The sequence below is a fragment of the Pseudomonas sp. SbOxS1 genome (genome assembly GCF_013416725.1).
Lineage (GTDB): Bacteria > Pseudomonadota > Gammaproteobacteria > Pseudomonadales > Pseudomonadaceae > Aquipseudomonas.
On record NZ_JAAVXC010000032.1, the window covers coordinates 149,184 to 175,968 of the forward strand.

Annotated in this window: 21 protein-coding genes; 10 read left to right on the top strand and 11 right to left on the bottom strand. The window is 59.7% G+C overall.

Annotation, left to right across the window (positions count from 1 at the left end):
- Positions 1-5: 5 nt before the first annotated feature.
- From HFK74_RS24805 to yaaA, 10 genes are all read right to left on the bottom strand, one after another.
- Positions 6-1,571: an MBOAT family protein gene (locus tag HFK74_RS24805; protein WP_180205784.1), complete on the bottom strand. Its 1,566-nt coding sequence runs from the start codon at positions 1,569-1,571 to the stop codon at positions 6-8.
- Positions 1,572-1,780: 209 nt separating this feature from the next.
- Complete coding sequence (locus HFK74_RS24810; protein ID WP_180205785.1) at positions 1,781-2,893, bottom strand: mannuronate-specific alginate lyase; 1,113 nt, start codon at positions 2,891-2,893, stop codon at positions 1,781-1,783.
- A gap of 8 nt (positions 2,894-2,901) precedes the next feature.
- On the bottom strand, positions 2,902-4,353 hold the full coding sequence (locus HFK74_RS24815) for an alginate O-acetyltransferase (RefSeq protein WP_180205786.1): 1,452 nt from the start codon (positions 4,351-4,353) through the stop codon (positions 2,902-2,904).
- 10 nt (positions 4,354-4,363) lie between these two features.
- On the bottom strand, positions 4,364-5,941 hold the full coding sequence (algG, locus tag HFK74_RS24820) for a mannuronan 5-epimerase AlgG (protein WP_180205787.1): 1,578 nt from the start codon (positions 5,939-5,941) through the stop codon (positions 4,364-4,366).
- A 26-nt stretch (positions 5,942-5,967) separates the two neighbouring features.
- Positions 5,968-7,458 (bottom strand): alginate export family protein, encoded by a 1,491-nt coding sequence (locus HFK74_RS24825; protein WP_008060522.1) that lies wholly within the window; start codon positions 7,456-7,458, stop codon positions 5,968-5,970.
- Positions 7,455-8,957 carry an alginate biosynthesis TPR repeat lipoprotein AlgK gene (gene algK / locus HFK74_RS24830; RefSeq protein WP_180205788.1) on the bottom strand — a complete coding sequence of 501 codons (1,503 nt, stop codon included), beginning with the start codon at positions 8,955-8,957 and terminating at the stop codon, positions 7,455-7,457. The genes HFK74_RS24825 and algK overlap by 4 nt, the downstream gene beginning before the upstream one ends.
- A gap of 9 nt (positions 8,958-8,966) precedes the next feature.
- Positions 8,967-10,136: an alginate biosynthesis protein Alg44 gene (locus HFK74_RS24835; protein ID WP_180205789.1), complete on the bottom strand. Its 1,170-nt coding sequence runs from the start codon at positions 10,134-10,136 to the stop codon at positions 8,967-8,969.
- A 36-nt stretch (positions 10,137-10,172) separates the two neighbouring features.
- Positions 10,173-11,657, bottom strand: a complete 1,485-nt coding sequence (gene alg8, locus HFK74_RS24840; protein ID WP_180205900.1) for a mannuronan synthase — start codon at positions 11,655-11,657, stop codon at positions 10,173-10,175.
- Between the two features lie 138 nt (positions 11,658-11,795).
- On the bottom strand, positions 11,796-13,112 hold the full coding sequence (locus tag HFK74_RS24845; protein ID WP_180205790.1) for a nucleotide sugar dehydrogenase: 1,317 nt from the start codon (positions 13,110-13,112) through the stop codon (positions 11,796-11,798).
- Between the two features lie 811 nt (positions 13,113-13,923).
- A complete protein-coding gene (gene yaaA / locus HFK74_RS24850; protein WP_180205791.1) occupies positions 13,924-14,703 on the bottom strand; it encodes a peroxide stress protein YaaA in 780 nt (259 codons plus the stop codon).
- A 244-nt stretch (positions 14,704-14,947) separates the two neighbouring features.
- On the opposite strand from yaaA, the gene HFK74_RS24855 reads away from it, so the two are divergent.
- From HFK74_RS24855 to HFK74_RS24880, 6 genes are all read left to right on the top strand, one after another.
- The gene (locus HFK74_RS24855) at positions 14,948-16,072 is read left to right on the top strand and encodes a polysaccharide deacetylase family protein (RefSeq protein WP_180205792.1); all 1,125 of its coding nucleotides are present in this window, start codon (positions 14,948-14,950) and stop codon (positions 16,070-16,072) included.
- Positions 16,073-16,410: 338 nt separating this feature from the next.
- Positions 16,411-17,805: a PhoH family protein gene (locus HFK74_RS24860; protein WP_008060535.1), complete on the top strand. Its 1,395-nt coding sequence runs from the start codon at positions 16,411-16,413 to the stop codon at positions 17,803-17,805.
- 234 nt (positions 17,806-18,039) lie between these two features.
- The gene (moaC, locus tag HFK74_RS24865) at positions 18,040-18,513 is read left to right on the top strand and encodes a cyclic pyranopterin monophosphate synthase MoaC (protein ID WP_008060536.1); all 474 of its coding nucleotides are present in this window, start codon (positions 18,040-18,042) and stop codon (positions 18,511-18,513) included.
- Positions 18,510-18,752: a molybdopterin converting factor subunit 1 gene (moaD, locus tag HFK74_RS24870; protein ID WP_180205793.1), complete on the top strand. Its 243-nt coding sequence runs from the start codon at positions 18,510-18,512 to the stop codon at positions 18,750-18,752. The genes moaC and moaD overlap by 4 nt, the downstream gene beginning before the upstream one ends.
- Before the next feature lie 3 nt (positions 18,753-18,755).
- The gene (gene moaE / locus HFK74_RS24875; RefSeq protein ID WP_180205794.1) at positions 18,756-19,205 is read left to right on the top strand and encodes a molybdopterin synthase catalytic subunit MoaE; all 450 of its coding nucleotides are present in this window, start codon (positions 18,756-18,758) and stop codon (positions 19,203-19,205) included.
- A gap of 286 nt (positions 19,206-19,491) precedes the next feature.
- On the top strand, positions 19,492-20,268 hold the full coding sequence (locus HFK74_RS24880) for an ABC transporter substrate-binding protein (RefSeq protein WP_180205795.1): 777 nt from the start codon (positions 19,492-19,494) through the stop codon (positions 20,266-20,268).
- 159 nt (positions 20,269-20,427) lie between these two features.
- On the opposite strand, the gene HFK74_RS24885 is transcribed toward HFK74_RS24880, so the two are convergent.
- Entirely contained in the window at positions 20,428-21,354 is a 927-nt protein-coding gene (locus HFK74_RS24885; RefSeq protein ID WP_180205796.1) for a DMT family transporter, read from the bottom strand.
- 122 nt (positions 21,355-21,476) lie between these two features.
- On the opposite strand from HFK74_RS24885, the gene HFK74_RS24890 reads away from it, so the two are divergent.
- The 4 genes from HFK74_RS24890 to cyoB all read left to right on the top strand — a co-directional run bounded on the left by HFK74_RS24890 (position 21,477) and on the right by cyoB (position 26,785).
- Positions 21,477-22,370: a LysR family transcriptional regulator gene (locus HFK74_RS24890; RefSeq protein ID WP_180205797.1), complete on the top strand. Its 894-nt coding sequence runs from the start codon at positions 21,477-21,479 to the stop codon at positions 22,368-22,370.
- A 107-nt stretch (positions 22,371-22,477) separates the two neighbouring features.
- Positions 22,478-22,987, top strand: a complete 510-nt coding sequence (locus HFK74_RS24895; protein ID WP_180205798.1) for a disulfide bond formation protein B — start codon at positions 22,478-22,480, stop codon at positions 22,985-22,987.
- A gap of 828 nt (positions 22,988-23,815) precedes the next feature.
- The gene (gene cyoA / locus HFK74_RS24900; RefSeq protein WP_008060547.1) at positions 23,816-24,751 is read left to right on the top strand and encodes a ubiquinol oxidase subunit II; all 936 of its coding nucleotides are present in this window, start codon (positions 23,816-23,818) and stop codon (positions 24,749-24,751) included.
- Between the two features lie 3 nt (positions 24,752-24,754).
- Positions 24,755-26,785: a cytochrome o ubiquinol oxidase subunit I gene (gene cyoB / locus HFK74_RS24905; protein WP_180205799.1), complete on the top strand. Its 2,031-nt coding sequence runs from the start codon at positions 24,755-24,757 to the stop codon at positions 26,783-26,785.

Here is a 26,785-nt window from a genome sequence, read left to right on the forward strand (position 1 = left end):
ATCCCTCAGAACTGGAAGTAAAGGAACGGCGAGAAGCTTTGCGCCGAAAGTTTGAGAATCGAGGCGATGAACAGCAGCAGCACCAGGGCACGCATTGCGTAACGCGACCAGTCAGCGGTCCAGTAGGCCGGTTGCACCTGGGCTTCGACGCCGACGGTGTAGCCAGGCTGGTGGATGCTCGTCGGGTTATCCCCAGGCACGGCCTTGATCGTGCCGGCTGTTGCGGCGGCCGGGCCGTCTGCATCGACGTTGACTGCAGGCTTGGTCTTGGCCGGTGGCTGATTGCTGTAGAAATCGCGCAGGCCGAAGAACGCCAGGGTCACGTAGGCCACCACCAACGTTGCGATCTGCAGGCCGGTGAGGCTGGCCTGGTTGAGTTCCGACAGCGACCAGTCGCCGAAGCTGAACATCGCGCCGTACATGCGACCGGCAACGTGCAGGTTTTCTGCGCGGAAGATCACCCAGCCCATCACCACCAGCAGGAAGGTCAGTGCCCAGCGGATCGGGTTGAAGCTGCGCGGCGAAGTGTTCAGGCCGATGGCTTTCTCGATCGCCAGCCACATGCCGTGCCACGCACCCCAGACGATGTAGGTGATGTTCGCACCGTGCCACAGGCCGCCGAGGAGCATGGTCAGGAACAGGTTGCGGTAGGTGGTCAGCGTGCCTTTGCGGTTACCGCCCAGCGTGATGTACAGGTAGTCACGCAGCCAGGTCGACAGGCTGATGTGCCAGCGGCGCCAGAACTCGGTGATCGACTGGCTGATGTACGGCTGCTTGAAGTTTTCCATGAAGCGGAAACCCATCATCAAGCCCAGGCCGATGGCCATGTCGCTGTAGCCGGAGAAGTCGAAGTACAACTGCGCGGTGTAGGCGAGGGCGCCGAGCCAGGCATCACCCGTGGTCGGGTTTTGCAGGGCGAAGCAATGGTCGGCCACCACCGCGAGGGTGTCGGCGATGAAGACCTTCTTGATGAAACCCTGCATGAACCGCGTGCAGCCCTCGGAGAACTTGTCGAGGGTGTGGGTGCGGTTGTTGAACTGGTCGGCCAGGTCGCGAAAACGCAACACGGGGCCGGCGATCAGGTGCGGGAAGATCGCCACGAACGCCGCGAAGTCGATCAGGTTGCGCGTTGCCGGGGTGTCACCACGGTAGACGTCGATGATGTAGCTGATGGACTCGAAGATGTAGAACGAGATCCCGATCGGCAACAGCACGTGGGTCAGGATGAACGGCTCCAGACCGACGGAAGTCATCATGGCGTTGATGCTGTCGACACCGAAGTTGGCGTACTTGAAGTAGCCGAGGATGCACAGGTCGACGGCCACGCCGAGCAGCAGCCAGCGCTGTGCCGGTTTGGTCTTGACGCCGGCGGCACCGACTTTCAGGCCGATCCAGTAGTTCCACAGCGTGACCGCCGCGAACAGGGCGAGGAAGTCCACACGCCACCAGGCGTAGAACACGTAGCTGGCGATCAGCAGCAGCAAATTGCGATAGCGTTGCCCGCTCAGGTAGTACAAGCCGAGAAAGATCGGCAAGAACAAAAACAGGAACACGTTGGACGAAAAAACCATCCCGATCTCTCCTTGTTTAACCAACAGTCAAGGGCCAACGGCCCCCCCAAACCCCCCACAGAAAACCGGAGGGTGTATTGCATTCAAAACCGCCACGATCCCTGTAGGAGCTGGCTTGCCAGCGAAGGCTGTGTTTCAGTCGACATCTTTGTCGGATGTGCGAACGTCTTCGCTGGCAAGCCAGCTCCTACAGGGGTTTTGTGGTGGTGCTAAGAACCTTTGCCCTTCTCGTTGGCCGGGTCGTAGACCTTGGTCAGGTCGCCGCCGAGGCGGAAGGTCTTGAACGGTTGCATCTCGTGTTTCTTCTCAAGCACATCCGGCGAGCAGGTGTAGAGCGTGCAGAACGGTTCGAGCCAGGCGAATTTCGAGTCGATCTTGAGGTCGGTCATGTCCTGTTTCTTGCCGTTCTTTTTCTCGAACTCATCCGGGTCTTCCACCCCGGCCAGCACCCGGTCACCCAGGCGTTTCAACGCGCCGTTGTTTTCCTGGCGCAGATCCACACCGTTGACCTGGGCAAAACTGGCGATCATCGCCAGCGGCGGCAGGGCGTAGTTGTGGTAGGCCAGCGCCCGTTGCTGGCGCTTGAGTTCGTTGGGCAGGAAACCCTGGGCGTCGACCTGATTGGCACCGACCTTGAATTCCTTCACGGCCCAGTCGAACAGATCGCGGCGGTTGGTGGCGACCGAAGTTGCCATCACCGACCAGGCGGCCCAGTACGAGTGGTTGTTGGTTTTTTCCAGCGGCAGGTTGTCCCAGTCGCTGACCACCTGATCGGCCATCTTGCTGAACCAGGCTTCGATCAACTGCGACTCCTGCTGATGGTTGGCCAGCGGATGGGAGTCGGAAAACTTCAGGCGAATGTACGAAGACGCCATGCTGCCCAACGCCCATTTGCGCATGGACTTGCCGGTGTGGTTGAAGTCCTTGGACATCAAGGCATCGGCCTTGGCCCAGGCAGTCAACCAGTTGAGCGTGCATTCGAGTTGTTCCGGGCGACCGTCACGCATGAACTGCATGACGCGCTTGCTGGTACCGCGCTCGATCTTGGTGATGTCGGCGGTGCTGTCACGAAAGGCTTTTTCCGATTGCACGTTCAGCGTTGAACGGGCTTTGTCCGAGCCTTCGTACTTGCTGCGAAATTGCAGCGAGCCGGTGTACGGCGCCGGCATCGCGTCACAGCCTTCGCTCTTGTCGCCGGTTTTGACTTTTTCGATGGGCGCGAAGTAACCCTGGGGCGGACGCAGTGGCGCCGCGGCCTGAGTAGCGCCGGCGAACATCGCCAGGCTCAACAGCGTCAGTGTTGCAAGTTTCGGAGTTCGCATAGCAGACCTCATTGCCCGGCTGAAGCGGTACGTTGTCCAGCGCCCGGGAATACGTTGCGTTTGCAGATTTTGGCTTCGACTTTCTGTGGCGCCGCGCCCGCTTTTTCAGGGCCCTGGATTTCGACGGCCAGCAGATTCTGCGAGGCCCAGTCTTCGTCCGTGCGCAACTCGAAGGCGAAACGCCCGTCGGTGTCGGAGGTTTCCGGTTTGTCGATCTTGATGTCCTCGTGGCGCCCGTTCATGTACCAGAGGGTGGCTTGCAGGGTTTTCACCGAGGTGTCGGCGAAGCGGATGTCGACCTGGTGACTGCTGTTTTGCAGGTTCAGGTTTTTGCTGTTGACCATCAATTCGTTCTTGCCCGGTTTCAATGTGGTGCTGCCGGACATCTGTGCATCCTTGCCTTCGCAACCGTTGTCCAGCAGCGCCATCATCTGGCGGTAGATGGTTTCCTGGTCGAGACGGTAGAGCGGCGAGAATTCCCAGATGAGAATCTTCGGCGGGTTCTTCTGGAATTCGTCGCTGCCCAGGTACTGCAGCATCGAACCTTCCAGGCCGCCGCCGGGGAACGCCACGTTGAGAATGTCGGCGCCGATGGCCTCTTCGAGGAAACCGGCGAAGTTGTAGTTCTTGCCGCTGTGGCTGGTGCCGACCAGGGTGATCTGCGGATTGCCGGAATCGCCGAACAGGTCGCCATCGCCCGCTTCGCCCTTGGGCTCGGTGGTGAACTGATCCATGTACTGGATCGCGTAGCTGGTGCCACAGAGTTGACCGGCCATGTTGTGCAATGTTCCGGTCTTGCCCATGCGACCCGACTTATGGGTCTCGAATTCGCGCTTGGGAATGTCGGCGAAGGCCGGGATCTGCTTGACCTTCTCGGCGACGATTTTCGCCGTGCGCTGGGCGCCGTACGGGGTCCAGTGCTGGTCACCGCGGAAGTAGAAGTCGTGGGCGGGCAGGGTGTCCGGCAGTTGTTCGTTGGTCAGCGGCGACAGGTCCGGCACCACATAACCCATCTGCGCGAAACGGCCGAGCATGGTCTTGTAGTTCTTCAGCGCCTTGTCGAAATCGAAGCTGGCTTTCTCGGCCGGATTCAACTTGTTGCGGTTTACCAGGCCACGGGTCGGTTGATAAACCACCACCAACTCCACACCTTTGCTCTTGAACGCATCGTGCAGTTGCTGCATGCGTTTGTAGCCGGCCGGGGTGGTGTCGAATTCGGTGCGCAAGTCTTCCTGGGTACGGAACAGCCAGTCGCCCTGGGCCTGCACCAGCGTGGTGAAGTTCTGCTGGTAGCGCGTGGTGTAGTTCTTCGGGTCGTGGGCGGCCGGGCACAGGCTGCAGCACGGCTCAGCCGAGAATTTCGGCGCTTGGGCTTCATCGGCACGCGCGCCACCGCTGGCGGCGAGAATGCCGGCGGTCAGGGCCGACAGGCTGAGTAATTTGATCAAGTGTGGGTGCATAAAATTATCCTCAGTCCCGCATTTCGGTCTGGCGTTCGACGGGGTCGATCAGCACGGCTTTCTGCTGGCGCACCAACAGGTCGAGAATTTCATCCTGGCGCTCGCCGAGAATCCCCGAGAAGCTGATGCCGCTGGATTTGGTCGGTGCGAGCATGGACACGCGATACAGCTCGACGCTCAACGGCGAGTCGATGGACAGCGGGCCGCTGCCGTTGGCCGCCAGTTCACCGCCGACCACGATCAGCGACACCTGGGCGTCGAACGGGTCGAGCTTGATGTCACGGTCGGTGTCGCTCAGGTCCTTGATGTGCCCGTAGACGCCGGTCAGGCCGTTGGCCATGGCGACGTTTTCGTAGAGGCGAATGTTCACGCTGTTACGAATACGGATGCCGTGGCGACGGTTGCTGATCACCTTGTTGCCCCACAGCAAGTTGTCGGCACTCTCGTAGAGGGTGATGCCGTCGGTGTGGTTCTGGTAGATCTCGTTGTGCGCGATCAGGTTGTTCACGCTGTTACGGTCGATCACCAGGCCCGACAACTTGTTGTCGTAGCTGCGGTTGTTGAAGATGAAGCTGTCGTTGACCTCACGGGAAATGATGATCCCGTGCTTCTTCTTGGTCCCGAACACCGTGTTGTCGGCGATGATCAGGCCGTGGGAACGGTCGTGCGGGTCGATGCCGTAGACGATGTTGTCTTTGTAGGTGTTGCCCTTGACCACGAAGTTGCTGGTTTCGTAGCAGTAGAAGCCGTACCACATGTCCGAGAACTCGGATCCGACGATCCAGCCGGTCGGTTCAGGGCGCTTGAGCACCTTGGCCATGTTCGGCGTGTACTGGGAAATACTCACACCGTAGGACTTACTGTTGGCGTAGCCGAAGCTGGCCATCTTGCTGTTGGCGATGTAGGTCTCGGTGCCGCCCCAGGCCAGCAGGAACGGGCGGAATTCCTTGGGCGACTTGAAGGCCGCCGGGCCGTTGGCCTTCTCGCTCCAGCCAGTGACCTTGGTATCACGCACGAACAACTGGCCGTCGTTGACCAGGAACGAACCGGCCTCCTGGGACAGGCGCAATTCCTGGGTCTGCTTGTCGATTTCCAGGATGCCTTTCTCACCCACTACGATCGGCAGTTTGGCCAGGAACACACCCGGCGAAGTTTCGCTGAAGTACTGCTTGGGCAGCTTGTTCGCCAGGTCCTTGAGGTTCATGTAGCCGTCGTCGACGAAGATCGCCTGGGGGATGCCGTGCTGACGCACCACCCACTCGGCCATCTTGTTGTCGCCACCGATGAAGTCCTTCAGGGCGTTCTCTTGCATCATCCGGCGCACACTGATTTTGCCGGCCTTGCTGCGCACGATTTTCGCGGCGATGGCCTCTGCGGTGTAGCCTGAAAGGTCCGGCAGTTTCGGCGTGGCCAGCTCCAGCGGCGCGGTCGGTGCGCTGCTGACGGTGTAGGTCTTGGCCTGTTGCAGTTCCTTGGCCATGGTGGCCGGCTTGGCGGCCGGCTCCACATTGGCGAAGGCAGCCGCACTGGCCAGCAGCATCGCGCCGGCCAGCAGGCTGATCGAGCCTTTACGGGCTTGATGATTCATCTGGGAGACTCCCTTCGCAATGTGCATCAGAAGCGCCAGATCACGTCGACGAACGCGCGGTGCATGTACGAATCGACTTCCTTGCCGTAGGCATCGCCGGGCTTGAACACACCACCGCGGAAACGCACCAGGGCCGAAGGCTCATCGATCTTCTGGCTCAATGCTGCTGGCAGCAGACCTTGCTTGAAGTACTTGGTGACCACCAGGTCCATTTCCTGACCGAGGTCTTTGTCACCGTTATTCAGTGGCAGGGAAGTGCTGGACAGCACCGCGCCGGTCACGTCGTCGGTGTTGTTCTGCACGGCGTCGATGCCGTTGCTGGTGATCGGCTTGTTACCGTCGACGCGCCAGAATTTGTGGTAGATCAGGCTGGCGTCGTATTCGTCGTTGAGCATCCACGAACCGAACAGCGTGGCCGATTGCATGTTGTTCATTTCGCCACGGAAGGCTTCGCCGAAGCGGTGCACCCGCGAGCGGGTACCGGTGTAGTTCGAGCGGTTGCTTTCCAGGCCGTTCTGTTCGTAATCGGCGCTGGCACGGGCGTAGGCCGCACCGACTTGCCATTGCGGATCGAGGCGCAGGCGCACGCCCAGGTCAGTGGCCCAGCCGTCGACATCGCCGCTGCGCTTGGCTTGTGCCGGTGCGCTGCCATCGGCGTTCAGCGGGTTGACCGTGTCGCGGTCGCCGCTCATGCCGGTGATGCTGCCCCAGTAATTGACCGTGTTGGTGTTGCGCCAGTTGTAGGCATCGCTGTTGGCTTGCAGGCCCAGCCAGCTGATGTCGCCGTTCTGTTTCTTGTCCAGCGAATCGCCCGGTTCACCCGGTGTCGGGTAGTCGAGCTTGCCGTCATCGTGGGTGTGATGACCGCGGATGCCGGCCCAGTGACCCGGTGTCCATTGGTATTCGGCATCGGCGAAGGCGTGCAGGCGATCCTTGTCCTTGGGCGCCAGTTCCTTCAGGTCGGTGCGGTACTCGCTGAAGCGTTCGGCGACACCGGCGTTGGCGCGCAACAGGGTGGTGTCGAAGGTCCAGTTCAGGGCTTCGATGTTGGTGTCGCGCCATTGGCCGTCGTCGTTACGCAGGCGCTGGCGACCCAACTTGAGGATCTCGCCAGGGTAGGGCGTGAAGCCGCTGTAGCCGACCCAGAACTCGCGCATCGCCAGGTAGTTCTTCTTGGTCTTGCGATCACCGTTGTCGGTGGTCTGGGTGCCGTCGTTGTCGGATTCCTGCAGGGTGTCGGTTTCGATGATGTCGGTGGACGTCACCGCCTGACCCATGGCGAAGGCGCTCCACGCGCCGCTCTCGCCATAGACCCAAGGGCGCAGGTCGAGGCCCAGGCCGTTGACGTCGCCACCGCTCTGGGTGCCGAGGTCACGGTCGTCTTCGGACTGCCCGGTGATTTTCACGTCCAGGCCGTAGTTCTTGGTTTCTTCCGTCATCGCCGCCAGTGTCGGGCACGACCAGATCAGCGCGAACGTCAGGCCGATACCGGCCTTCATGAATGGATTCAACTTCATAGGGATTCCTCGCCGTCTTCTTGCAGGGCCTGCAGTTGCGGTGTGTTCTGGCTCAGGGCGCCACGGGTCGCCTGTTCCTGTTTCAACAGGCGTTGGGCCTCGGCCAGCTGCGCAGGCGGCAGTTGGGCTTCGAGTGTTTGCGCAAGCTCGGTGGCTTGCGGGGTGTTCTGGGTCTTGGCCAGTTGGCTGAAGACATACGCATTGAGCGGGTCAGGCTTGGTGCCCTTGCCCTGGGAAAACAGTTGGGCGATGGCGAAGTCGGCGCTGTTCTGGCCGTTGCGCGCAGCGGTCAACAGGTGATCCAGCGCCTTCTGCGGGTAGACCTTGCCCAGGTAGCCACGGCGATAGATCTGGCCGAGGTAGTAATCGGCAGCGACTTCGCGGCCGACGGCTTTCTGGAAGTGTTCCTCGGCGACCTTGGCGTCGGCCGGGACCATCTTGCCTTCGTAGTAGAGCTTGCCCAGCAACAGCTCGGCGCGCGGCTGGTCGGCGGCGCGGCCGTTGTCCAGGTACTTCATCATCTGGTCGACGTCGCCCAGTTCCGGGAAGTCGTAGATCAGTTGCGCCAGGGTGACCCAGGACGCCGGGTAGCCCGGGGCGATACCTTCGAGCAGCGACTGCGCGGTTTTTTCGTCGGGCTGGCCCAGGCTCGCATCGGCCAGCACGCGGGCGACGCTGTCGATACGTTGCGCCGACACGGTGCCGCGACTGTGCGCCGCCTGCATCTGCTTGATCAGCTCAGCCTGTTGCTCGGGCTGGGCCTTTTTCTGATAGACCGTGGCCAGTTCGACGTAGCAGATGTCGGTGGTGTTGAGCGCGGCCTTGCAGACCTTTTCCACGTCATCCAGATGCTGGTCATAGGTGCCCTGGGTGCGATACAGCAGCACTTGCGCCAGGCCCGCTTCCGGCTTGCCTTCGGTGCGCCATTGGCTGATCTGCTTTTGCGCATCGACGTTGGGGAAGCTGTGCGGGTATTGCAGGTACAGCATCGCCAGCGGGATCAGGGTGTTGCCTTCGCCAGCGGCGGAGGCTTTTTTCAGCAGGCCTTCGGCTTCCTGGTGTTCGGCTTCGGTGGCGCCAGGCTTGGCTACCAACAGACGGCCGAGACGGGCTTGGGCACGCGGCGAAACACTGGCGGCGGCGCGGTAAGTCGCCTCGGCCTGTTTCATCTGCGCCGGGTCGCGGCTGTCGACCTGGATGTCGGCCAGGCCGACCTGGGCTTCGCTGTAGCCCAGCGCTGCCAGTTGCTGGTAGTTCGCCGCGGCGGTGGCGGTGTCGCCACGCTTGAGGGCTTCGTTGGCCAGGCGCTGGTCGGGCAGGCCGGCGCAACCAGCGAGGCTCACCGCCAATGCCACAGCACACAGAGTTCCCATGTGGGAGCCAGCCTGCTGGCGATTCAGGCTACGCGGTGCATCAGTCGAACCGCGTTGATCCCATCGCGAGCAGGCTCGCTCCCACAGGGATTGCGGTGTGTTGAGGATAGGGGGCTTCACAGGCATGTCCTCCGGTTACAGACCAGCAGCCATGGCTTTGTCGATCAGCCAGTTCAGGTTCGGGCCACGGTCGCTGTTCACTTCCACCGGACGGCCGGCGAGGCTGCTGTCCAGGGCTTCGTCAGGCTGGATCAGCACGCGGATGTCGGAGGACAAGTCGGCACTTTTCAGGCTGGTGCTGTTGACGATCTTGCCGGTGCGGGTCTTGTCTTCGCCGGCGATCTGGAAGCGCACTGCGGTGCCCGGCAATACGTCGCCGAACTGGCGATAGGAGAAGCGCGCCTCAATGTTGGCTTCGGTGTTGCGCGGCACCAGCTGGAAGATCACGTCACCCTTGCTGGCGTACTGACCGTCGGCGACCATCTGCTGGGCCACGGTGCAATCGCAAGGCGAGGTCAGGGTGCCGGTCATTTGCTTGCCGAACAGCTCTTCAACCTTGGCCGGGGCCAGTTGATCGTCTTCCAGGTGGCCCTTGAGCACGTCGAGCATGCTGGTGCTGAAGGTCGCCAGTGGCGCACCTTTGGCGGCAACGCCGTCGGCTTTCACCAGGCTCTGCACGGTGCCGTCGCGGGGCATGGTGATGTTCACGCCGGGCACGCTGACCAGGCCCGCCTGGGCGTGGCTGACGAAGTACATGCCGTACACCGACTTGAAGATGAACCCGAATGCCGCCAGGCCGACGACGAAAATCCCCAGGCTGAAGGTCACCGCTTTCATGCGCCCGAACGGGGTCATGCCGTGGCCGCCGTCCTTGATCTTGCGCGCCTTGGTGAAGTTGTCGCGCTGCAGGGTCGCCAGCACTTCGCCGATGGTGACGATGTCGCCGGCCAGGTGCGAAGTGATCAGGTGGCGCAAGGTCGAGATGTCTTGCGGTTCCAGGTTCTGGAACTGGCAACCGGTGCGGCCGGTCTCGCGGTCGAAGGAGCGCACCTGCAATTCCACGTCCATGGCCAGGCCGAGGTTGTCGATGACGAATTGCAGACGGGCCTTGTACTTGTCGCCGATCTTCAGTGGCAGTTGCCCGGCATTGAAGGCCAGGCCACCGGCGGAAAGGTCGATCACTCGCGCTTCGACCGGTGTCCGGTCAGGGCCGAAGAAACGCAGCTTGGCCGGGATTTTCACCCGGGCGTGTTGGCGCTGGGCTTCGGATTCGTGCACTACGTTGGCATTGACGGCGGTATTCATAAGGGCGATTTCCTGGTTAATTCAAAAAGGGGGCGGTCAGACCATCATCAGCAGCACGGCGACAAAAATGCTGCCGGCGGAGAAGGTCATGGTCCGAGACGACCAGGTGTTGAACCAACGTTGAAAGCTGGCGAGATCACGGGTCAGGGCAGTGGGCTGGCGAGTCCAGGACTGTTGGTCGAGGCGGAAGAACACGTAGATCTTCACCAGCGCGCCAACGATCTGGTTGTAATAGAGAATCGCCGGGTAGGCCGGCCCGATCCGGTGGCCGGAGCAGGACAGCAACAGGGTCAGGATCAGGCGGGTGATGCCGATCCACAGCAGGTACACCAGGATGAACGCGGTGCCGTACTTGAAGCTGGCGATCAGCGCCACGGTCAGGCCCAGCAGCGAAGTCCACATCGACACACGCTGGTCAAACAGCACCACGGACGTGAACGCACCGAGGCGCTTGATCCCCAGGCCCAGGGCGCGGGAGTTCTGGCGCAGGTTGTTGCCGTACCAGCGGAACATCAGCTTACGACTGGCCTTGATGAAGCTCTTTTCCGGCGGGTGCTCGACGGTGTTGATCGCGGCATCGGGCACGTAGAAGGTGTCGTAGCCCAGGCGCATCAGGCTGAACCAGCTGGACTTGTCGTCGCCGGTCAGGAACTTGAAGCGACCCAGGCGCCAGTGCTGCAGCGAGTCGCTTTCCACGTCGGCGATGAATTCCGGGTTGGTGACCACGGTGGCGCGGAACACCGACATGCGCCCGGTCATGGTCAGCACGCGCTTGGACAGGGCCATCGAGCACATGTTGATGTGACGCTGGGCGAAACGCAGCTTGTGCCACTCGCTCATGATGTAGCCGCCGCGCACTTCGCAGAATTCGTTGGTGGTCAGGCCGCCGACATTGCCGAACAGCTGGAACCACGGCACGGTCTTGCGCACGACGCCTTCGCCGAGCACGGTATCGCCATCGATCACGGCCACCACGGCGCGGTCGTCCGGCAGGTGACGGGAGATGGCACGGAAACCGAATGCCAGGCCATCGCGCTTGCCGGTGCCGGGGATGCGCACGAAGTCGAGCTTCACCCGGGCAGGCGGATTCATCCGGTTCCACAGGCTCTTGACCAGCAGTTCATCGGACATTTCGACGATGGAGCAGACCACGGTGGTCGGCAGCTCGCAGTCGATCGCTTCGCGGATCACCGAGCTGTAGACCTGCGCGGTGGTCAGGGCATCGATACGGAAACTGGTGACCATCAAAAATACGTGGGACGGGTCTGCCGCCTTGCCCAGCTTGCGCACTTTGCGCCGCAGGTGCGGGTAGACCACGTACAGGAACAGCATGCCGCGCAGAAAGTGCGTGGCACCCATCGAGTAGCGCCAGATACCGACGATCCCGATCAGGAAAATGAAGTCCTTCGACTCGGAGTCGAACGTGGACACAGGCAGCGCCATGGCGATGCCCATCAGTAAACTCAGGTAGAACAGCCAACCGGCGGCCTGGAGTAGGCCGTGCTTTAGCCTGTGCATAATCTGCATCCGTCTCGATCTCGGGCTAGGCCCGATTGGGTTAATGCGTGTAGGAGCGAGGCTTGCCCGCGAAGGCGGCGTACCTGACGCACCGAGGCGCCCGGTTCGCCGGCAAGCCTGGCTCCTACAAGGGACGGTGCTTTACCAGCAGATACCTTCAGCGCGGCCAGCCTCGCTGGTGGCCTTGGACATGAAGCCCACCAGGTCGATCACTTGCTTGCCGTGCGGGACGTCCTGCACCAAGGCGCGGAATTTCTCGTCACGGTTGCCGAGGATGATCACGTCGGAGTTGTTGATCACCGCGTCGAAGTCGGAATTGAGCAGGGACGACACGTGCGGGATTTTCGACTCGATGTAGTCCTTGTTCGCACCATGGACACGGGCGTACTCGACGTTGGCGTCGTAGATGCTCAGGTCGTAGCCCTTGCCGATCAGCATTTCCGCCAGGTCCACCAACGGGCTCTCGCGCAGGTCATCGGTGCCGGCCTTGAAGCTCAGGCCCAGCAGCGCGACTTTGCGTTTGTCGTGGCTGGAAACGATGTCGAACGCGTTCTGCACCTGGGACTCGTTACTGCGCATCAGCGAGTTGAGCAGCGGTGCCTCGACGTCCAGGGAGCTGGCGCGGTAGGTCAGGGCACGTACGTCCTTGGGCAGGCAGGAACCGCCGAAGGCGAAGCCCGGGCGCATGTAGTACTGGGACAGGTTCAGGGTCTTGTCCTGGCAGACAACGTCCATCACTTCACGACCATCGACGCCGACGGCCTTGGCGATGTTGCCGATCTCGTTGGCGAAGGTCACCTTGGCGGCGTGCCACACGTTGCAGGTGTACTTGATCATCTCGGCAACGGCGATGTCCTTGCGGATGATCGGCGCGTCGAGTTCTTCGTACAGCGATTGCAGAACGTCGCCCGAGGCCTTGTCGAACTCGCCGATGACGGTCATTGGCGGTTGGTCGTAGTCGGCGATGGCCGTGCTTTCACGCAGGAACTCAGGGTTGACCGCCACACCGAAATCGACACCGGCCTTCTTGCCGGAGCAGTCTTCGAGAATCGGGATCACCACGTTGGCCACGGTACCCGGCAGCACGGTGCTGCGGACCACGATGGTATGACGGGTGGTCTTGTCACGCAGGACAAAACCGATCTCGCGGCACACGGCCTCGATGTAGTTGAGTTCCAGGTCGCCGTTCTTCTTGCTCGGCGTACCGACACAGATCATCGACAGGTCGGTGTCGCGAATCGCCTCGGCGAAGTTGGTGGTACCGCGCAGACGACCGGTCTGGATACCTTGGGCCAGAAGTTCGCCCAGGCCTGGCTCAACGATTGGCGATTTGCCTGCGTTGATCATATCGATCTTGTCTTTGGCAACATCAACGCCAACGACGTCATGGCCCCGTGCAGACAGGCAACCGGCACAGACTGCGCCAACGTAACCCAAACCAAATATGCTGATGCGCATCGCATTTACCTCAGTGTTGATCAAGCCATTAGATGGCCGGAGTTAATGGTGTTCAGCGGTTATAGTGCACGCGGAAGTTAAGCCTTGCAGGCGCGACAATACCGCGTGCTGGCATGAAAGTTCCGAGTGTCTAAATAAGTGCACTCAAGGTGTGCGCAACTAGGCCTTGTTGTTATGACTTGCCCTGTTATGCAGCCGGTCCTCTGTTCAGAAGATATTCGTGCAATGATCCTGCGCGCTCGATGTCAGGCTGGAAGCCCGTAGATCAAGCGGTCTGGTGCCCGGGTGAGCACGTTTATAGGGGCGCTGCCTTGGCCTTGTAGGGGATAGTAATGGTGCATATCTCCTGTCCGTTCTGTTGTTGCCCAAATCAGGGATAAAGCAGTGAAAGTTAGTGTTGCAACTTCACTGCATGGATCGCTGTTCTGCGTAAGTTATCTCGTACATCCTCGGCGAGAATCGTTACCGGTGGTATGAGCGGTGCATTCGGACATAGTTCCGACCCGACCATCACGAAATCTGAAATTTCTTGAAATATTGACAAAGATGGCACTGCTCTCAAATTGATAGCACTTCCCGTTTCGCCCTTTATATATAGGCGGATTATTGGAGGGGATAGTTATTTGCCACTACGGAGAAAAATTTTCAGTGCCACTACTGAAAAAAATGATCGAAGTCGAGTGAAACTAAAGTTAGAAAATTGACAATTTGTTTTTTGGCGTCATAAAAATGACGAAGATGGCGGGGGAATGCGAGGGGATCAATGAGGGGGCGCACGAGGGATCTTGAAGGTCGTGCGCCACCCGCTGCTTCACTCTGGTGCGTGGTCGCGCAGGAACACCAGGTTGTCCGGTTTGGACTGCTCGGCGCTGTAGCGATAGCCCTGCACATCGAACTGCTTGAGGGCTTGCGGATCGTTGATGCGCTCTTCGATGACGAAGCGGCTCATCATGCCCCGGGCTTTTTTCGCGTAGAAGCTGATGATCTTGTACTGACCGTTCTTCAGGTCCTTGAAGTCGGTGTTGATGATGCGTGCATTCAAGGCGCTGCGCTTGACCGCCGAGAAGTACTCGTTGGACGCCAGGTTGAGCAGCACGTCATCGCCCTGATCGGCCAGGGCTTCGTTCAACCATTCACTGATACGCGTGCCCCAGAAAGCATACAGGTCCTTGCCCCGGGCATTGGCCAGCTTGGTGCCCATTTCCAGGCGGTACGGTTGCATCAGGTCCAGGGGGCGCAGCAGGCCATAGAGGCCGGAAAGCATGCGCAAATGCTGCTGGGCGTAGTCGAAGTCGGCTTCGCTGAAGGTTTGTGCATTGAGCCCGGTGTAGACGTCGCCCTTGAACGCCAGCAAGGCCTGCTTGGCGTTGGCCGGGGTAAAGGCGGGTGTCCAGCTGCCAAAGCGGGCGGCGTTGAGCCCGCCGATCTTGTCGGAAACGTGCATCAACTCGCTGATCTGCGCCGGGGTCAGCTCGCGCAATTGCTGGATCAGCTCCTGGGAGTGGTCCAGGTATTGCGGCTGGGTAAAGCGCTGGGTCGCCGGCGGTGTTTCGTAATCGAGGGTCTTGGCGGGGGAAATCACCATCAGCATGAAGTCGTCTCCTTTAATCGTGGCGGCGATTCTAGGGGGTTGTCATCGTTGACTCCAGCTATCAAGGCCATAGGTGATGACCGGTGGCAATCCCTGTGGGAGCGAGCCTGCTCGCGAAAGCGATCTGCCTGTTGGCATTGTCGGGGGCTGACACACCGCATTCGCGAGCAGGCTCGCTCCCACACGAGTTTTAGGAATTGGATCAGCTATAGTGCCGCCCGGGTTTTGTTATGGAGACATCCCATTGCGTATCGTTTTTCTGCTCACAGCCTGGCTCCTGAGCTTCGGCGTCATGGCGGCGCCGGGTGAAGTGGCGACGCTGGATCGCAGCACCTGGCCGGAAAAACTCGACACCCCGACCCTGTTCGATGTCGCGTCGCGTGCCGAAATCCTCATGTTCGCCCGGGTGCTGTTGGCCAGTGAGTCCCTGGATGAAGCCGCACTGGCGCAACGCCTGGGCCTGCGCACGATCAATCTGGAGTCGGTCAATCGTGTTCGCCAGCGCCTCTGGCAGCGGCTGTTGGCCAACTACAATTTCGCCCAGCAAAGTTGCGACCAGGATGCCTCCTTCTGTTTCCTGGTCGAGGACATGGCCACCTTGCGCGAGCAGGCCGGCAAGTTTCAGCTCAGCGAGGACAGCTACTACATAAGGTGGGCCGAACCGAGCCGCCTGTTCCACAGCCAGTACCTGGATGAGCAACTGCGCAAGGCGGCGCTGTTTCCGCAAACCAGCAGCGAAGTCGATCATTTCGGTGACTATGAGCGTAATGGCGACGCGATGCATGACCGGCTGTTTCTCTTGACGTTCGACAGCGCCGCCAATGCCGTGCCGGACAATACCGACTGGATTGCCGAGTACTTGCGCAAGGCCAACCTCAGCGGCACCTTCTTCGTTCTCGGCAAGGACCTCCAGGCGCGTCTGGGCGAGCGTTCGGTGGCCAGCCTGCAAGCGACCTGGTCAGCCCAGTGCGTCGGTGTACAAGGCTGGGAGTTTCGTTCCCACAGCCATTGGCAGGACTGGCAGGACTCGGTACGCCGCAGCGTCGAGCTGGCCAGGAACAAACTGCCGGAGAACTTCGTGCCGCTGTTTCGCCCGCCCGATGGCCAGCGTCGCGCCGACGCTGGCGCTTTCTTCAAGGCCCAGGGGTTGCAGGTCGCCCTGTGGGACATCGATGCCCAGGACGGTGCCGGCAAGCTCAAGGGTAGCCAGAGTGCGCAACGGGTGCTGACCCTGATGCTCCTGTGGCGCCATGGCGTTATCAATTTCAATGTGAAGCAGGACGGGGTGAAAACGGCGTTGCCGTGGCTGATCACGCAAACGGCGCAAAGCGGGATCGGTTGGGAGGACTGTCAGGAAGGGTTTCGCTGAAAATCGCCAAAGCCCGTAAACATTGGGTAAACGGCGATTTCAGGGGGGGATTTTGCTACAGGTTGATCTCCGACTGTAAACAAGTGATGGCAGTCCGCCAAGGGCTTTTCGTCACTCTGCAAAATAAACTTCAAAAAAGCGTCAAAGTGCTTTTTTCTGTCATGGGTTTTGGAGTATTACGAAGACAGACCGCCGAAACCTGCAACACAGGTGGCGTCTCCCAAGACCCCGCTATGTAGGCAGAACACTTGAGTCCCCGCAGGTGTATTCGGTAGTCACTTCGAGGCGCAGCACCGCCAAGGTATTGCGTCCACTGGCTCTGACTAAGGTGACCGAGTATGGATGATCACGGACGTAGCTCTTCTTCCAACCAGCCAATCCTTTATGTACTCGATACCAACGTATTGATTCACGATCCAAACGCGCTGCTCAACTTCGAAGAACACCACGTCGCGATCCCGATGACCGTGCTTGAAGAGCTCGACAAGCTCAAGAGCGGGCATCACAGCGTTGCCGCCGAATGTCGCCAGGCCATCCGGCTGATCGACAAGACCCTGGGCGATGCCTCACCCGAGGACGTCGAGCAGGGCGTGCCGATCCAGCGGGGTAAGAGCGGACCCAAGGGATTGCTGTCAATTCTGATGAGTAAGCAGGCCGAACCCCACATCGTTCTGCCTGAGCATCTGAACGACAACAGAATCATCAACCAATTGATCGACCTGCACGCACGCGAGCCGAAGAAGCCCGTGGTGCTGGTCACCAAAGACATCAACATGCGCCTCAAGGCCCGGGCCTGCGGGATTGCGGCCGAGGACTACAGCACCGACCAGTTGGTCGACGACGTATCGCTGCTGCCTAATGGCTATCACAACATGACGGGTTCCTTCTGGGACCGGGTGAGCAAGGTCGAGACCCGTCAGGACCACGGTCGCACCTGGCACCAGGTACAGTTGATCGACAATCTGCCAGCGGTGCATATCAACGAGTTCATCATCGATGAGCAGGGTTTCGTCGGCTGGATCAAGGAGATCGAGGAAGACAAGCTGCTGATCCTGGACTTGCACCAGGAACCGTTGCTGCACCAGGAAGCCTGGGGCCTGAAGCCGCGTGACATCTATCAGAGCCTGGCGCTGTATGCCTTGCTCGATCCGGACATCCACCTGGTCAACCTGTCCGGTGCCGCCGGTTCCGGTAAAACCATCCTCGCGCTGGCCGCGGCCATCGAGCAGACCATGGTCAGCAAGCGCTACCGCCGCATCATCGCCACCCGCAGCGTGCAAGGCCTGGACCAGGAGATCGGCTTCCTGCCCGGCACCGAAGCGGAAAAAATGGAGCCTTGGCTGGGCGCCATCACCGACAACCTCGAAGCCTTGCACATGGATGACGAAAGCACCCATGGCAGCGTCGACTACATCCTCAGCAAAGTGCCGTTGCAGTTCAAATCCCTCAACTACATCCGCGGGCGTAGTTTCCAGCAGAGCCTGATCCTGATCGACGAATGCCAGAACCTGACACCGCACCAGATGAAAACCATCATCACCCGTGCCGGTGCCGGCTCCAAAGTGGTGTGCCTGGGCAACCTGGCACAGATCGACACCCCTTACCTGTCCGCGACCAGCTCCGGGCTGACGTACCTGACTGAACGCTTCAAGGATTTCCCCAACGGCGTGCACATCACCCTGCAAGGGGTGCCTCGTTCGATCCTGGCCGAATACGCCGAATCGCATCTGTAACCTTCACCCAAGCCGGGCGGCCTAACGGGTCGCCCGGTTTTTTATGGGCAACTCAGAACCCTGTGGGAGCGAGCCTGCTCGCGATGGCATCTACTCGGCGTACCTGTTCAACCGCGGCGTCTGAATCGCGGGCAAGCCTCGCTCCTACAGAGGGGATTGTTTGAGCCGATAATCGTGCGTGCGAAAAATTGACCCACAGGTTTACAATCGGGACTCCTGATCAGGAGTAACCCCGTGCTGACTCATCTCGATTCCCAAGGTCGCGCCAATATGGTCGACGTCACCGAAAAAGCCGTGACGTTCCGTGAAGCGACGGCCCAAGCGCTGGTGCGCATGCTGCCCGAAACCCTGCAGATGATCGTCAGCGGCGGTCACCCCAAGGGTGATGTGTTCGCCGTGGCGCGCATTGCCGGTATTCAGGCGGCGAAAAAAACCAGCGACCTGATTCCCCTCTGCCATCCGTTGATGCTGACCGGGGTCAAGGTCGAGCTCAGTGCCGAAGGCGACGACAGCGTACGCATCGTGGCGCGCTGCAAGTTGTCCGGGCAGACCGGGGTCGAGATGGAAGCGCTGACGGCTGCCAGTGTCGCCGCCTTGACTATCTATGACATGTGCAAGGCCGTGGATCGCGGCATGACCATCGAAAGCGTGCGCCTGCTGGAGAAGGTCGGCGGCAAGAGCGGCCATTTCCAGGCGGATCCATCATGAACGTCACCGTGAAGTTTTTTGCCCGTTACCGTGAAGCGCTGGGCGTGGATTCGGTGAAGGTCGAAGGCCAGTTCGCCACTGTTGACGACGTGCGGGCATTGCTGGCGCAACGTGAGGGTGCTGACGTGCTGCACGAGCAGAACCTGATGTGCGCGCGCAACGAAGACCTTTGCCAGCTCGACGAACCGGTCAGTGATGGCGATGAAGTGGCGTTTTTCCCCACTGTGACCGGGGGCTGAGACATGGCCATTCGCGTGCAATCGACCGCGTTCGATCCCGGTGCCGAAGTCAACGCCATGCACGATGCCAATGTCGGCGTTGGGGCGGTGGTGAGTTTTGTCGGCTATGTGCGCGACTTCAATGACGGCCTTGATGTCGCCGGGATGTTCCTTGAACACTATCCGGGCATGACCGAAAAAGCCCTCGGCAAGATCGCCACCGAGGCCGAGAAGCGCTGGCCCTTGCTCAAGCTGGAGGTGCTGCACCGCATCGGTGCCCTGGAGCCCGGCGAACCCATCGTCTTCGTCGGCGCCGCGAGCGCCCACCGCCAGGCGGCATTCGACGCCTGCGCCTTTGTCATGGACTACCTGAAAACCCGCGCACCGTTCTGGAAGAAGGAAAACACCAGCGACGGTCCGCGTTGGGTCGAGGGGCGTGACAGCGATCATGCGGCGGCGGATCGCTGGCTGTAGGAGCTGGCTGTAGGAGCTGGCTTGCCAGCGAAGGCGTCCAAAAGACCTGCGCAGTGTTCAAGGACGCCTTCGCCGGCAAGCCGGCTCCTACAGAGAAGAGGCCATTCGCATCCCCCAAAAACTCCCTGACACGCCACCCGACCATCGGCCGGCACGCCCCGCATTTACCCGATTGACGCCTAATACATAAAAGTCCAGTATGGATTTATAAGTACAAAAAAGGCTTCTCCCGTTTCTGCTCTTCTTCCATCTTGCCAAACCAACAACAACCCGCGAGAGAACGAACATGAAGAAATTCCCCCTCATCACTGGTCTGGCCCTGAGCCTGTTGGCGTGCAGCAGCCTGTTTGCCGCCGAGAAAACCCTTCGCATCGGCATCGAAGCGGCCTACCCACCGTTTGCCTCCAAGACCGACAAAGGTGAGATCGTGGGTTTCGACTACGACATCGGCAATGCGCTGTGCGCGCAGATGAAGGTCAAGTGCGTGTGGGTCGAGGGCGAGTTCGACGGCCTGATTCCTTCCCTGAAAGTGAAGAAAATCGACATGGCACTCTCGTCGATGACCATCAACGAAGACCGCAAGAAGTCGGTGGATTTCACCCACAAGTACTACTTCACTTCATCGCGCCTGGTCATGAAGGAAGGCGCGGTGGTGGATGATCAATACGCCAGCCTCAAGGGCAAGACCGTTGGCGTGCAACGGGCGACCACCACCGACCGTTACGCGACCGAAGTCTTCGAACCCAAGGGCATCAACGTCAAGCGCTACAGCAATAACGAAGAAATCTACATGGACCTGGCGGCCGGCCGCCTCGATGCCATCTTTGCCGACACCATTCCGCTCAACGACTTCCTGTCGATGCCGCGCGGCAAGGGCTATGCATTCGCCGGCCCGGAGCTCAAGGACCCGAAATACGTGGGCGAGGGCGCCGGGATTGCAGTGCGCAAGGGCAATACCGAGCTGGTATCGGAGCTGAACAACGCAATCGACGGGATTCGCGCCAGTGGCGAGTACCAGAAGATTTCGCAGCAGTACTTCAAGTCTGATATCTACGGCGACTGATCAACCGCTCTTGGGGCTTTGTGGTGAGGGGATTTATCCCCGCTCGGCTGCGAAGCAGTCGTAATCCGAACAAATGAGTCTGTTTGAACGGACGCTGAGGGCCGCTTCGCGGCCCAGCGGGGCGACGTCTCGATAAATCCCCTCGCCACAGACCTGTGCTCAAACGTTGTCGAGAGGTACCGCGACTTTCAATGGCTGCAGATTGAGGGCAAGCACGCTCGTCAGCACGATGACCATCCCGACAATGACCATGATCGAAGGGCGTTCTGCCAGAACCACCGAGGCCATCAACATGGCGGTAGGCGGTATCAGGTAAAGCGAAATGGACGCGCGGCTGACATTGCTGTGCGCCAGCACGTATGCCCAGGCGAGGTACGCAAGGGCGCTGGGAAAAATGCCCAGGACGAGCACCGCCAGATTGACCGAAGCCGGGGCGTTCTGCACTTCGCTCCACAAGCCCGGTGCATAGACAAGTAGCAGCGCGGTGCCTGACCAAATGGTGTAGCACACCATCGTCAGCCCGTTGTAGCGATGGGAATGGCCTTTTTGCAGGGCGAAATAGAGACTCCAGGACAACGCCGCCAACAGGACCAGCAGCCCGTGCGCATCCAGATCACCCAAACCACGATCACTGCTGACCACGACAGCGGCACCCAATAGGCCACCTAGTACGCAGCTCCATTGCCAGCGGTTGACACGCTGTTTGAACACGAAATGCGCCAGCAATGTGCTGAATAGCGGAGTGGATTGTGCCAGTACACTGGACGCGCCGGCACTGACGCCTCGTTGACCGTAGTTGATTGCGATGTGGTGCAGGCTGACAGCAAAGAATCCCAGCACAGCCAACAGCGGCAGGTCTTTCAGGCGCGGCAGGGAAATGCCCGCCACCCATGCGACCCCGGCCATGAACGTCGAGGCGATGAGAAAGCGGATCAACGCCAAATGACCGGGCTCGTAAGCCACTAGCCCGATGTGGATTCCAGTGGGCGAATAGGCCCAGCAAAGGATCACAAAAAACGTAGCCAGGGCGATTTTTACGCCGGGCCTTGTGGCGAGGCTCAGGTTCATGCGCTGAATCAAATCCATAAAACGTCCTGTTTATCCAAAGTGTGATGACGTAACTGAAGTGCGCGCAGTCGAATTATCAAAATCATCCGGATTCACTACAAGTGACTTAAACTGAGTCAAGAATTCACTTTGGGTGAGCTATGGAACTGTCCCAACTGCGCATGTTCAACACGGTTCACCATCTCGGCAGCATCGCGCGTGCGGCCGAGGTGCTGCATTGCGTACCGTCCAATATCACCGCACGCCTCAAGTCCCTGGAGCGTGAACTCGGTACTGCGCTGTTTTCTCGCGATGGCCGAGGATTGCGGATCACGCCTGCCGGGGAGGTGTTTCTCGATTACACGACGAAAATCCTCGGCCTGGCCGACGAAGCGCGCAGGGCATTGGCTCCCGACAGTGCGCCGAGCGGTCCTCTGCGCATTGGTGCCATCGAGTCCACTGCCACTGGGCGATTGCCCCGGTTATTGGCCAAGTACCACGAGCTTTACCCAAAGGTGATGCTGGAGTTGAGCACTGGCACCTGGGCTCAATTACTCGACGACACCCAACATCGGCGGCTGGATGGGGCGTTCGTGGCGGTAAACGTTGAACGCCCGGGACTGCAGCGGGAAGTGATGTACCGCGAAGATCTGATTCTCATCGCGTCCGCCTCCCATGGGCCTTTGCGCCAGGCGGCGGATCTGCAGGGCAAGGCGATTTTCATGTGGCCGCCGGGATGCCCGTATCGTTTCGCGCTGGAACAGTGGCTGTTGCGCCATGACCAGGTGCAGCCGATTGTCAGCATCGCCAGCTATGGCACCATCGTTGGCTGTGTCAGTGCCGGTGCCGGTGTCTCGCTGGTGCCCCGTGGAATCTATGAGCAATATTGTCTCAGCGCCGGTTGCCAGGGTTATGAATTCCCGGAACTGACGAGCGTCGACAACCTTTTTTACTGGCACGAGAGCGCAGGCCGGCACCCGGCGCGTGAGGCGTTTGTGAAGTTGCTACAGGCCGAGTTCGCGGGGCCAGGGTCGTTACGGTTAATCCCGTCTTAACCGACCTGTCGTCTATTCCCACGATACCCGCTTGCACGCACCCGACTCTCAAAGGGCAAGGCCAGCGTGTAAACTGGCGGGCAATCGATAGTCAAAAGGGAAACACGATGAGCGAGGAAACGATGCGTCTGGGCCGTGAACGGCGCTACCTGGTGCTGTTGGGCATCATCTGCCTGGCGCTGATCGGTGGTGCGTTGTACATGCAGGTGGTGTTGGGCGAGGCGCCGTGCCCGTTGTGCATCCTGCAACGTTACGCGCTGCTGTTGATCGCGCTCTTCGCTTTCATTGGTGCGGCCATGCGCACCCGGCGCAGCATCACGGTGCTGGAGACCCTGGTGGTCATTTGTGCCCTGGCGGGCGTCGGGGTGGCCGGGCATCACGTCTACACGCAGTTCTATCCGGCCGTCAGTTGCGGCATCGATGTGCTGCAACCGATAGTCGACGGCTTGCCGCTGGCGAAGATCTTCCCGCTGGGCTTCCAGGTGGACGGTTTCTGCTCCACGCCGTACCCGCCGATCCTGGGGTTGTCCCTGGCGCAATGGGCGCTGGTGGCCTTCGTGCTGGTGGTGGTGCTGGTGCCGCTGCTGACGGTGCGCAATCGCAAGGCGCTGCACTGACATCATCGGCGGCATTATTGCGACACACGCAAAACGCCCCGGTCCTCGATGAGGGGACCGGGGCGTTTTTGCATTTCAGGGGCCAGGTAAAAAGACCGTGATGCGCGGCAATCAGGGGTGCGACAAGTGTGCGACATGTTGTCACATCGCGAGTGTCGCAGCGCGCTTTCGTGTGTCGGATTGGTGCGGTGTCCTGCAATGAAATTGGCGCGTTTGAGCGCCGCCGGATTTTTGCCGGCTGACACGGGAGCAGGCAGTTTTAACAGGCTCTGGCGATTTGCCAGAGCCCTTGCCATATCGGGGCTAGGGCGGAGTAGAGGGTCGTTGTCGCACCTTCGATACTGTCTGTATCGCGGGTGGTAGCCCTACTATTTTTGGTGTTTTTGTTGAGAATCAATTTCGATAAGATGCGCCACTTTTACAGATTTGAGTCAGGATTGTTGCGGGCTGGGATAAAAATTATTTCGGGATAAGACATGGTTTATAAAACGCTACATATCTACAATCGCCCGCACTGAATTCCCGGCACTGCTCACCCAGGCATTGGTGCATGAGTGGCACGAGGGTGTCGAGAGGCCTTTTGGCCTGATGTGACGCCCAGGTGTCGGTGCCTCCAACTATCCGCACCAAATGGAATTGGGCTGTAACAAGGCCTTTGACCACGAATTCGAATAAGAACTCACCGCTGGCCCAGGATTTGTCGAAACGCCTCTGACGCTCGACGGGCAAGCCCTTATTCAATCCAAGAAAAATGCCAACCCTTGGCAGGGTGAAGTGTTGGCGATCAAAACCCAACTGCATTGCGCAAGCTGCTTTAGAGGTCGTGAGATGAGTAAAAACAGGTACCCCAGACTACTAGGCTTAGTGCCGCTGCTCGGCACGTTGTTGCTGGGAGGCTGCAACATGACCTTGCTCAATCCCACGGGCCAGGTTGGCCTGGAACAGCGAAACCTGATCATCACCGCAACGCTGCTGATGCTGTTGGTCGTGATCCCGGTCATCGTGATGACCTTCCTGTTCGCCTGGAAATACCGCGCATCCAACACCAAGGCGACCTACACGCCTAAATGGAACCACTCCACCAAGATCGAGATCGCGGTGTGGACTGTTCCGGTGTTGATCATCATTGCCTTGGGTTACATCACCTACAAGTCGACCCACGAGCTGGACCCGTACCGTCCGATCGAATCCGACGTGAAGCCGGTGACCATCGAAGTGGTCGCGCTGGACTGGAAGTGGCTGTTCATCTACCCGGAACAAGGCATTGCCACGGTCAACAAGATCGTGTTCCCGGCGCACACGCCAATCAACTTCAAGATCACCTCCGACGCCGTGATGAACTCGTTCTTCATCCCGGGCCTGGGCGGCCAGATCTACGCGATGGCGGGCATGCAGACCAGAATGCACCTGATCGCCGACCGCAACGCTGAAATGGACGGCATCTCCGCCAACTACAGCGGTGCCGGTTTCACCGGTATGAAATTCAAAGCGATCGCAACTTCCCAGGAAGATTTCGACGCCTGGGTAAGTGAAGTCAAAAAGGCACCTAAACAGCTTGAACAAGCTGAATACGCAGCCCTTTCCAAGCAGAGCCAGAACAACCCAGTCGAGCTCTACTCCTCGGTGACGCCGAACCTGTTCCAGATCATCGTCGACAAGTACGAAGGCATGAAACCAGGCCCGAAGGTCAAGCACGAGAAGAAAGAGAAAGAAGTGGCCGCTACGGACATGAACTCGCATTCAGCTGCCGGGGCAGAGGAGTAAACGATGTTTGGTAAATTAAGTTGGGAAGCGGTGCCGTTCCACGAGCCGATCGTGATGGTGACCATCGCCATGATCGCGCTCGGTGGTCTGGCACTGTTCGCGGGTATCACTTATTTCAAGAAGTGGACCTATCTGTGGACCGAGTGGCTGACGTCGGTCGACCACAAGAAAATCGGCGTGATGTACATCATCGTCGCCATGGTCATGCTGCTGCGCGGCTTTGCCGACGCCATCATGATGCGTACCCAGCTGGCCATGGCCACCGAGGGTTCGCCTGGCTACCTGCCACCTGAACACTATGACCAGATCTTCACCGCCCACGGTGTGATCATGATCATCTTCATGGCGATGCCATTCTTCACCGGCCTGATGAACCTTGCAGTGCCGCTGCAGATCGGCGCGCGTGACGTTGCCTTCCCGTTCCTGAACTCCCTGAGCTTCTGGCTGCTGGTTTCCGGCGTAGTGCTGATCAACCTGTCCCTGGGCGTCGGCGAATTCGCCAAGACCGGTTGGGTTGCCTATCCGCCGCTGTCGGGCCTGCAATACAGCCCGGGCGTGGGGATGGATTACTACATCTGGGCGCTACAGCTATCCGGCCTGGGTACGACGCTGACGGGGGTCAACTTCCTGGCCACCGTGCTGAAAATGCGTACCCCTGGCATGAAGCTGATGGACATGCCGATCTTCACCTGGACCTGCACCTGGGCCAACGTCCTGATCGTGGCTTCGTTCCCGATCCTGACCGCTACCCTGGCACTGCTGACGCTTGACCGTTACATGGATTTCCACATTTTCACCAATGAACTTGGTGGCAATCCAATGATGTACGTCAACCTGTTCTGGGCCTGGGGCCACCCTGAGGTTTACATCCTGATCCTGCCGGCATTCGGCGTGTTCTCGGAAGTCATCTCGGCGTTCACCGGCAAGAAACTGTTTGGCCACAAGTCGATGATCTACGCTTCGGGCGCGATCTCGGTACTGGGCTTCATGGTTTGGCTGCACCACTTCTTCACCATGGGTTCGGGTGCCAGCGTCAACGCCTTCTTCGGTCTGGCGACGATGCTGATTTCCATCCCGACGGGTGTGAAACTGTTTAACTGGCTGTTCACCATCTACCAGGGCCGTCTGCGTTTCACCAGCCAGGTGCTGTGGACCCTGGGCTTCATGGTGACCTTCGCCATCGGCGGCATGACCGGCGTACTGCTGGCCATCCCAGGTGCTGACTTCGTTCTGCACAACAGCCTGTTCGTGATCGCGCACTTCCATAACGTGATCATCGGCGGCGCGGTATTCGGCTACATCGCAGGTTTCGCTTTCTACTTCCCTAAAGCGTTCGGCTTCAAGCTGCACGAAGGTTGGGGCAAGGCAGCGTTCTGGTTCTGGATCTCGGGCTTCTTCGTCGCATTCATGCCGCTCTATGCACTGGGCTTCATGGGCATGACCCGTCGTCTGAACGCCACCACCAACCCTGAGTGGGTGCCGTACCTGTACGTCGCCATGTTCGGTGCGGTGATGATCGCCGTCGGTATCGCCTGCCAACTGATCCAGCTGTACGTCAGTGTGCGTGACCGCAAGAAGCCAGAGAACATGTGCGAACACGGTGACCCGTGGAATGCCCACACGCTGGAATGGTCGACCTCGTCGCCACCTCCGTTCTACAACTTCGCCGTTCTGCCGAAAGCCGACTGCGTCGACCCGTTCACCGAAGCCAAGGAAAACGGCACTGCGTACAAGGTTCCGGCCAAGTACGAGCCGATCCACATGCCAAACAACACCGCTACCGGTGTGGTCATGGGTGCTCTGCTGACCGTGTTCGGTTTCGCAATGATCTGGCACATCTGGTGGCTGGCCATCGCTAGCCTGGCCGGTACCGTGATCTATTTCGCGATCCACGCCGCCCGTGATGATCAAGGCTATATGGTGCCGGTCGACGTGATCGAGCGCATCGAAGCCGAGCAGCACAAGCGTCTGGTAGCGGCAGGGAAAATCCCGGCCACCGCCACCCGTGTTGAAACCTCGTTGGAACAGGCTTAA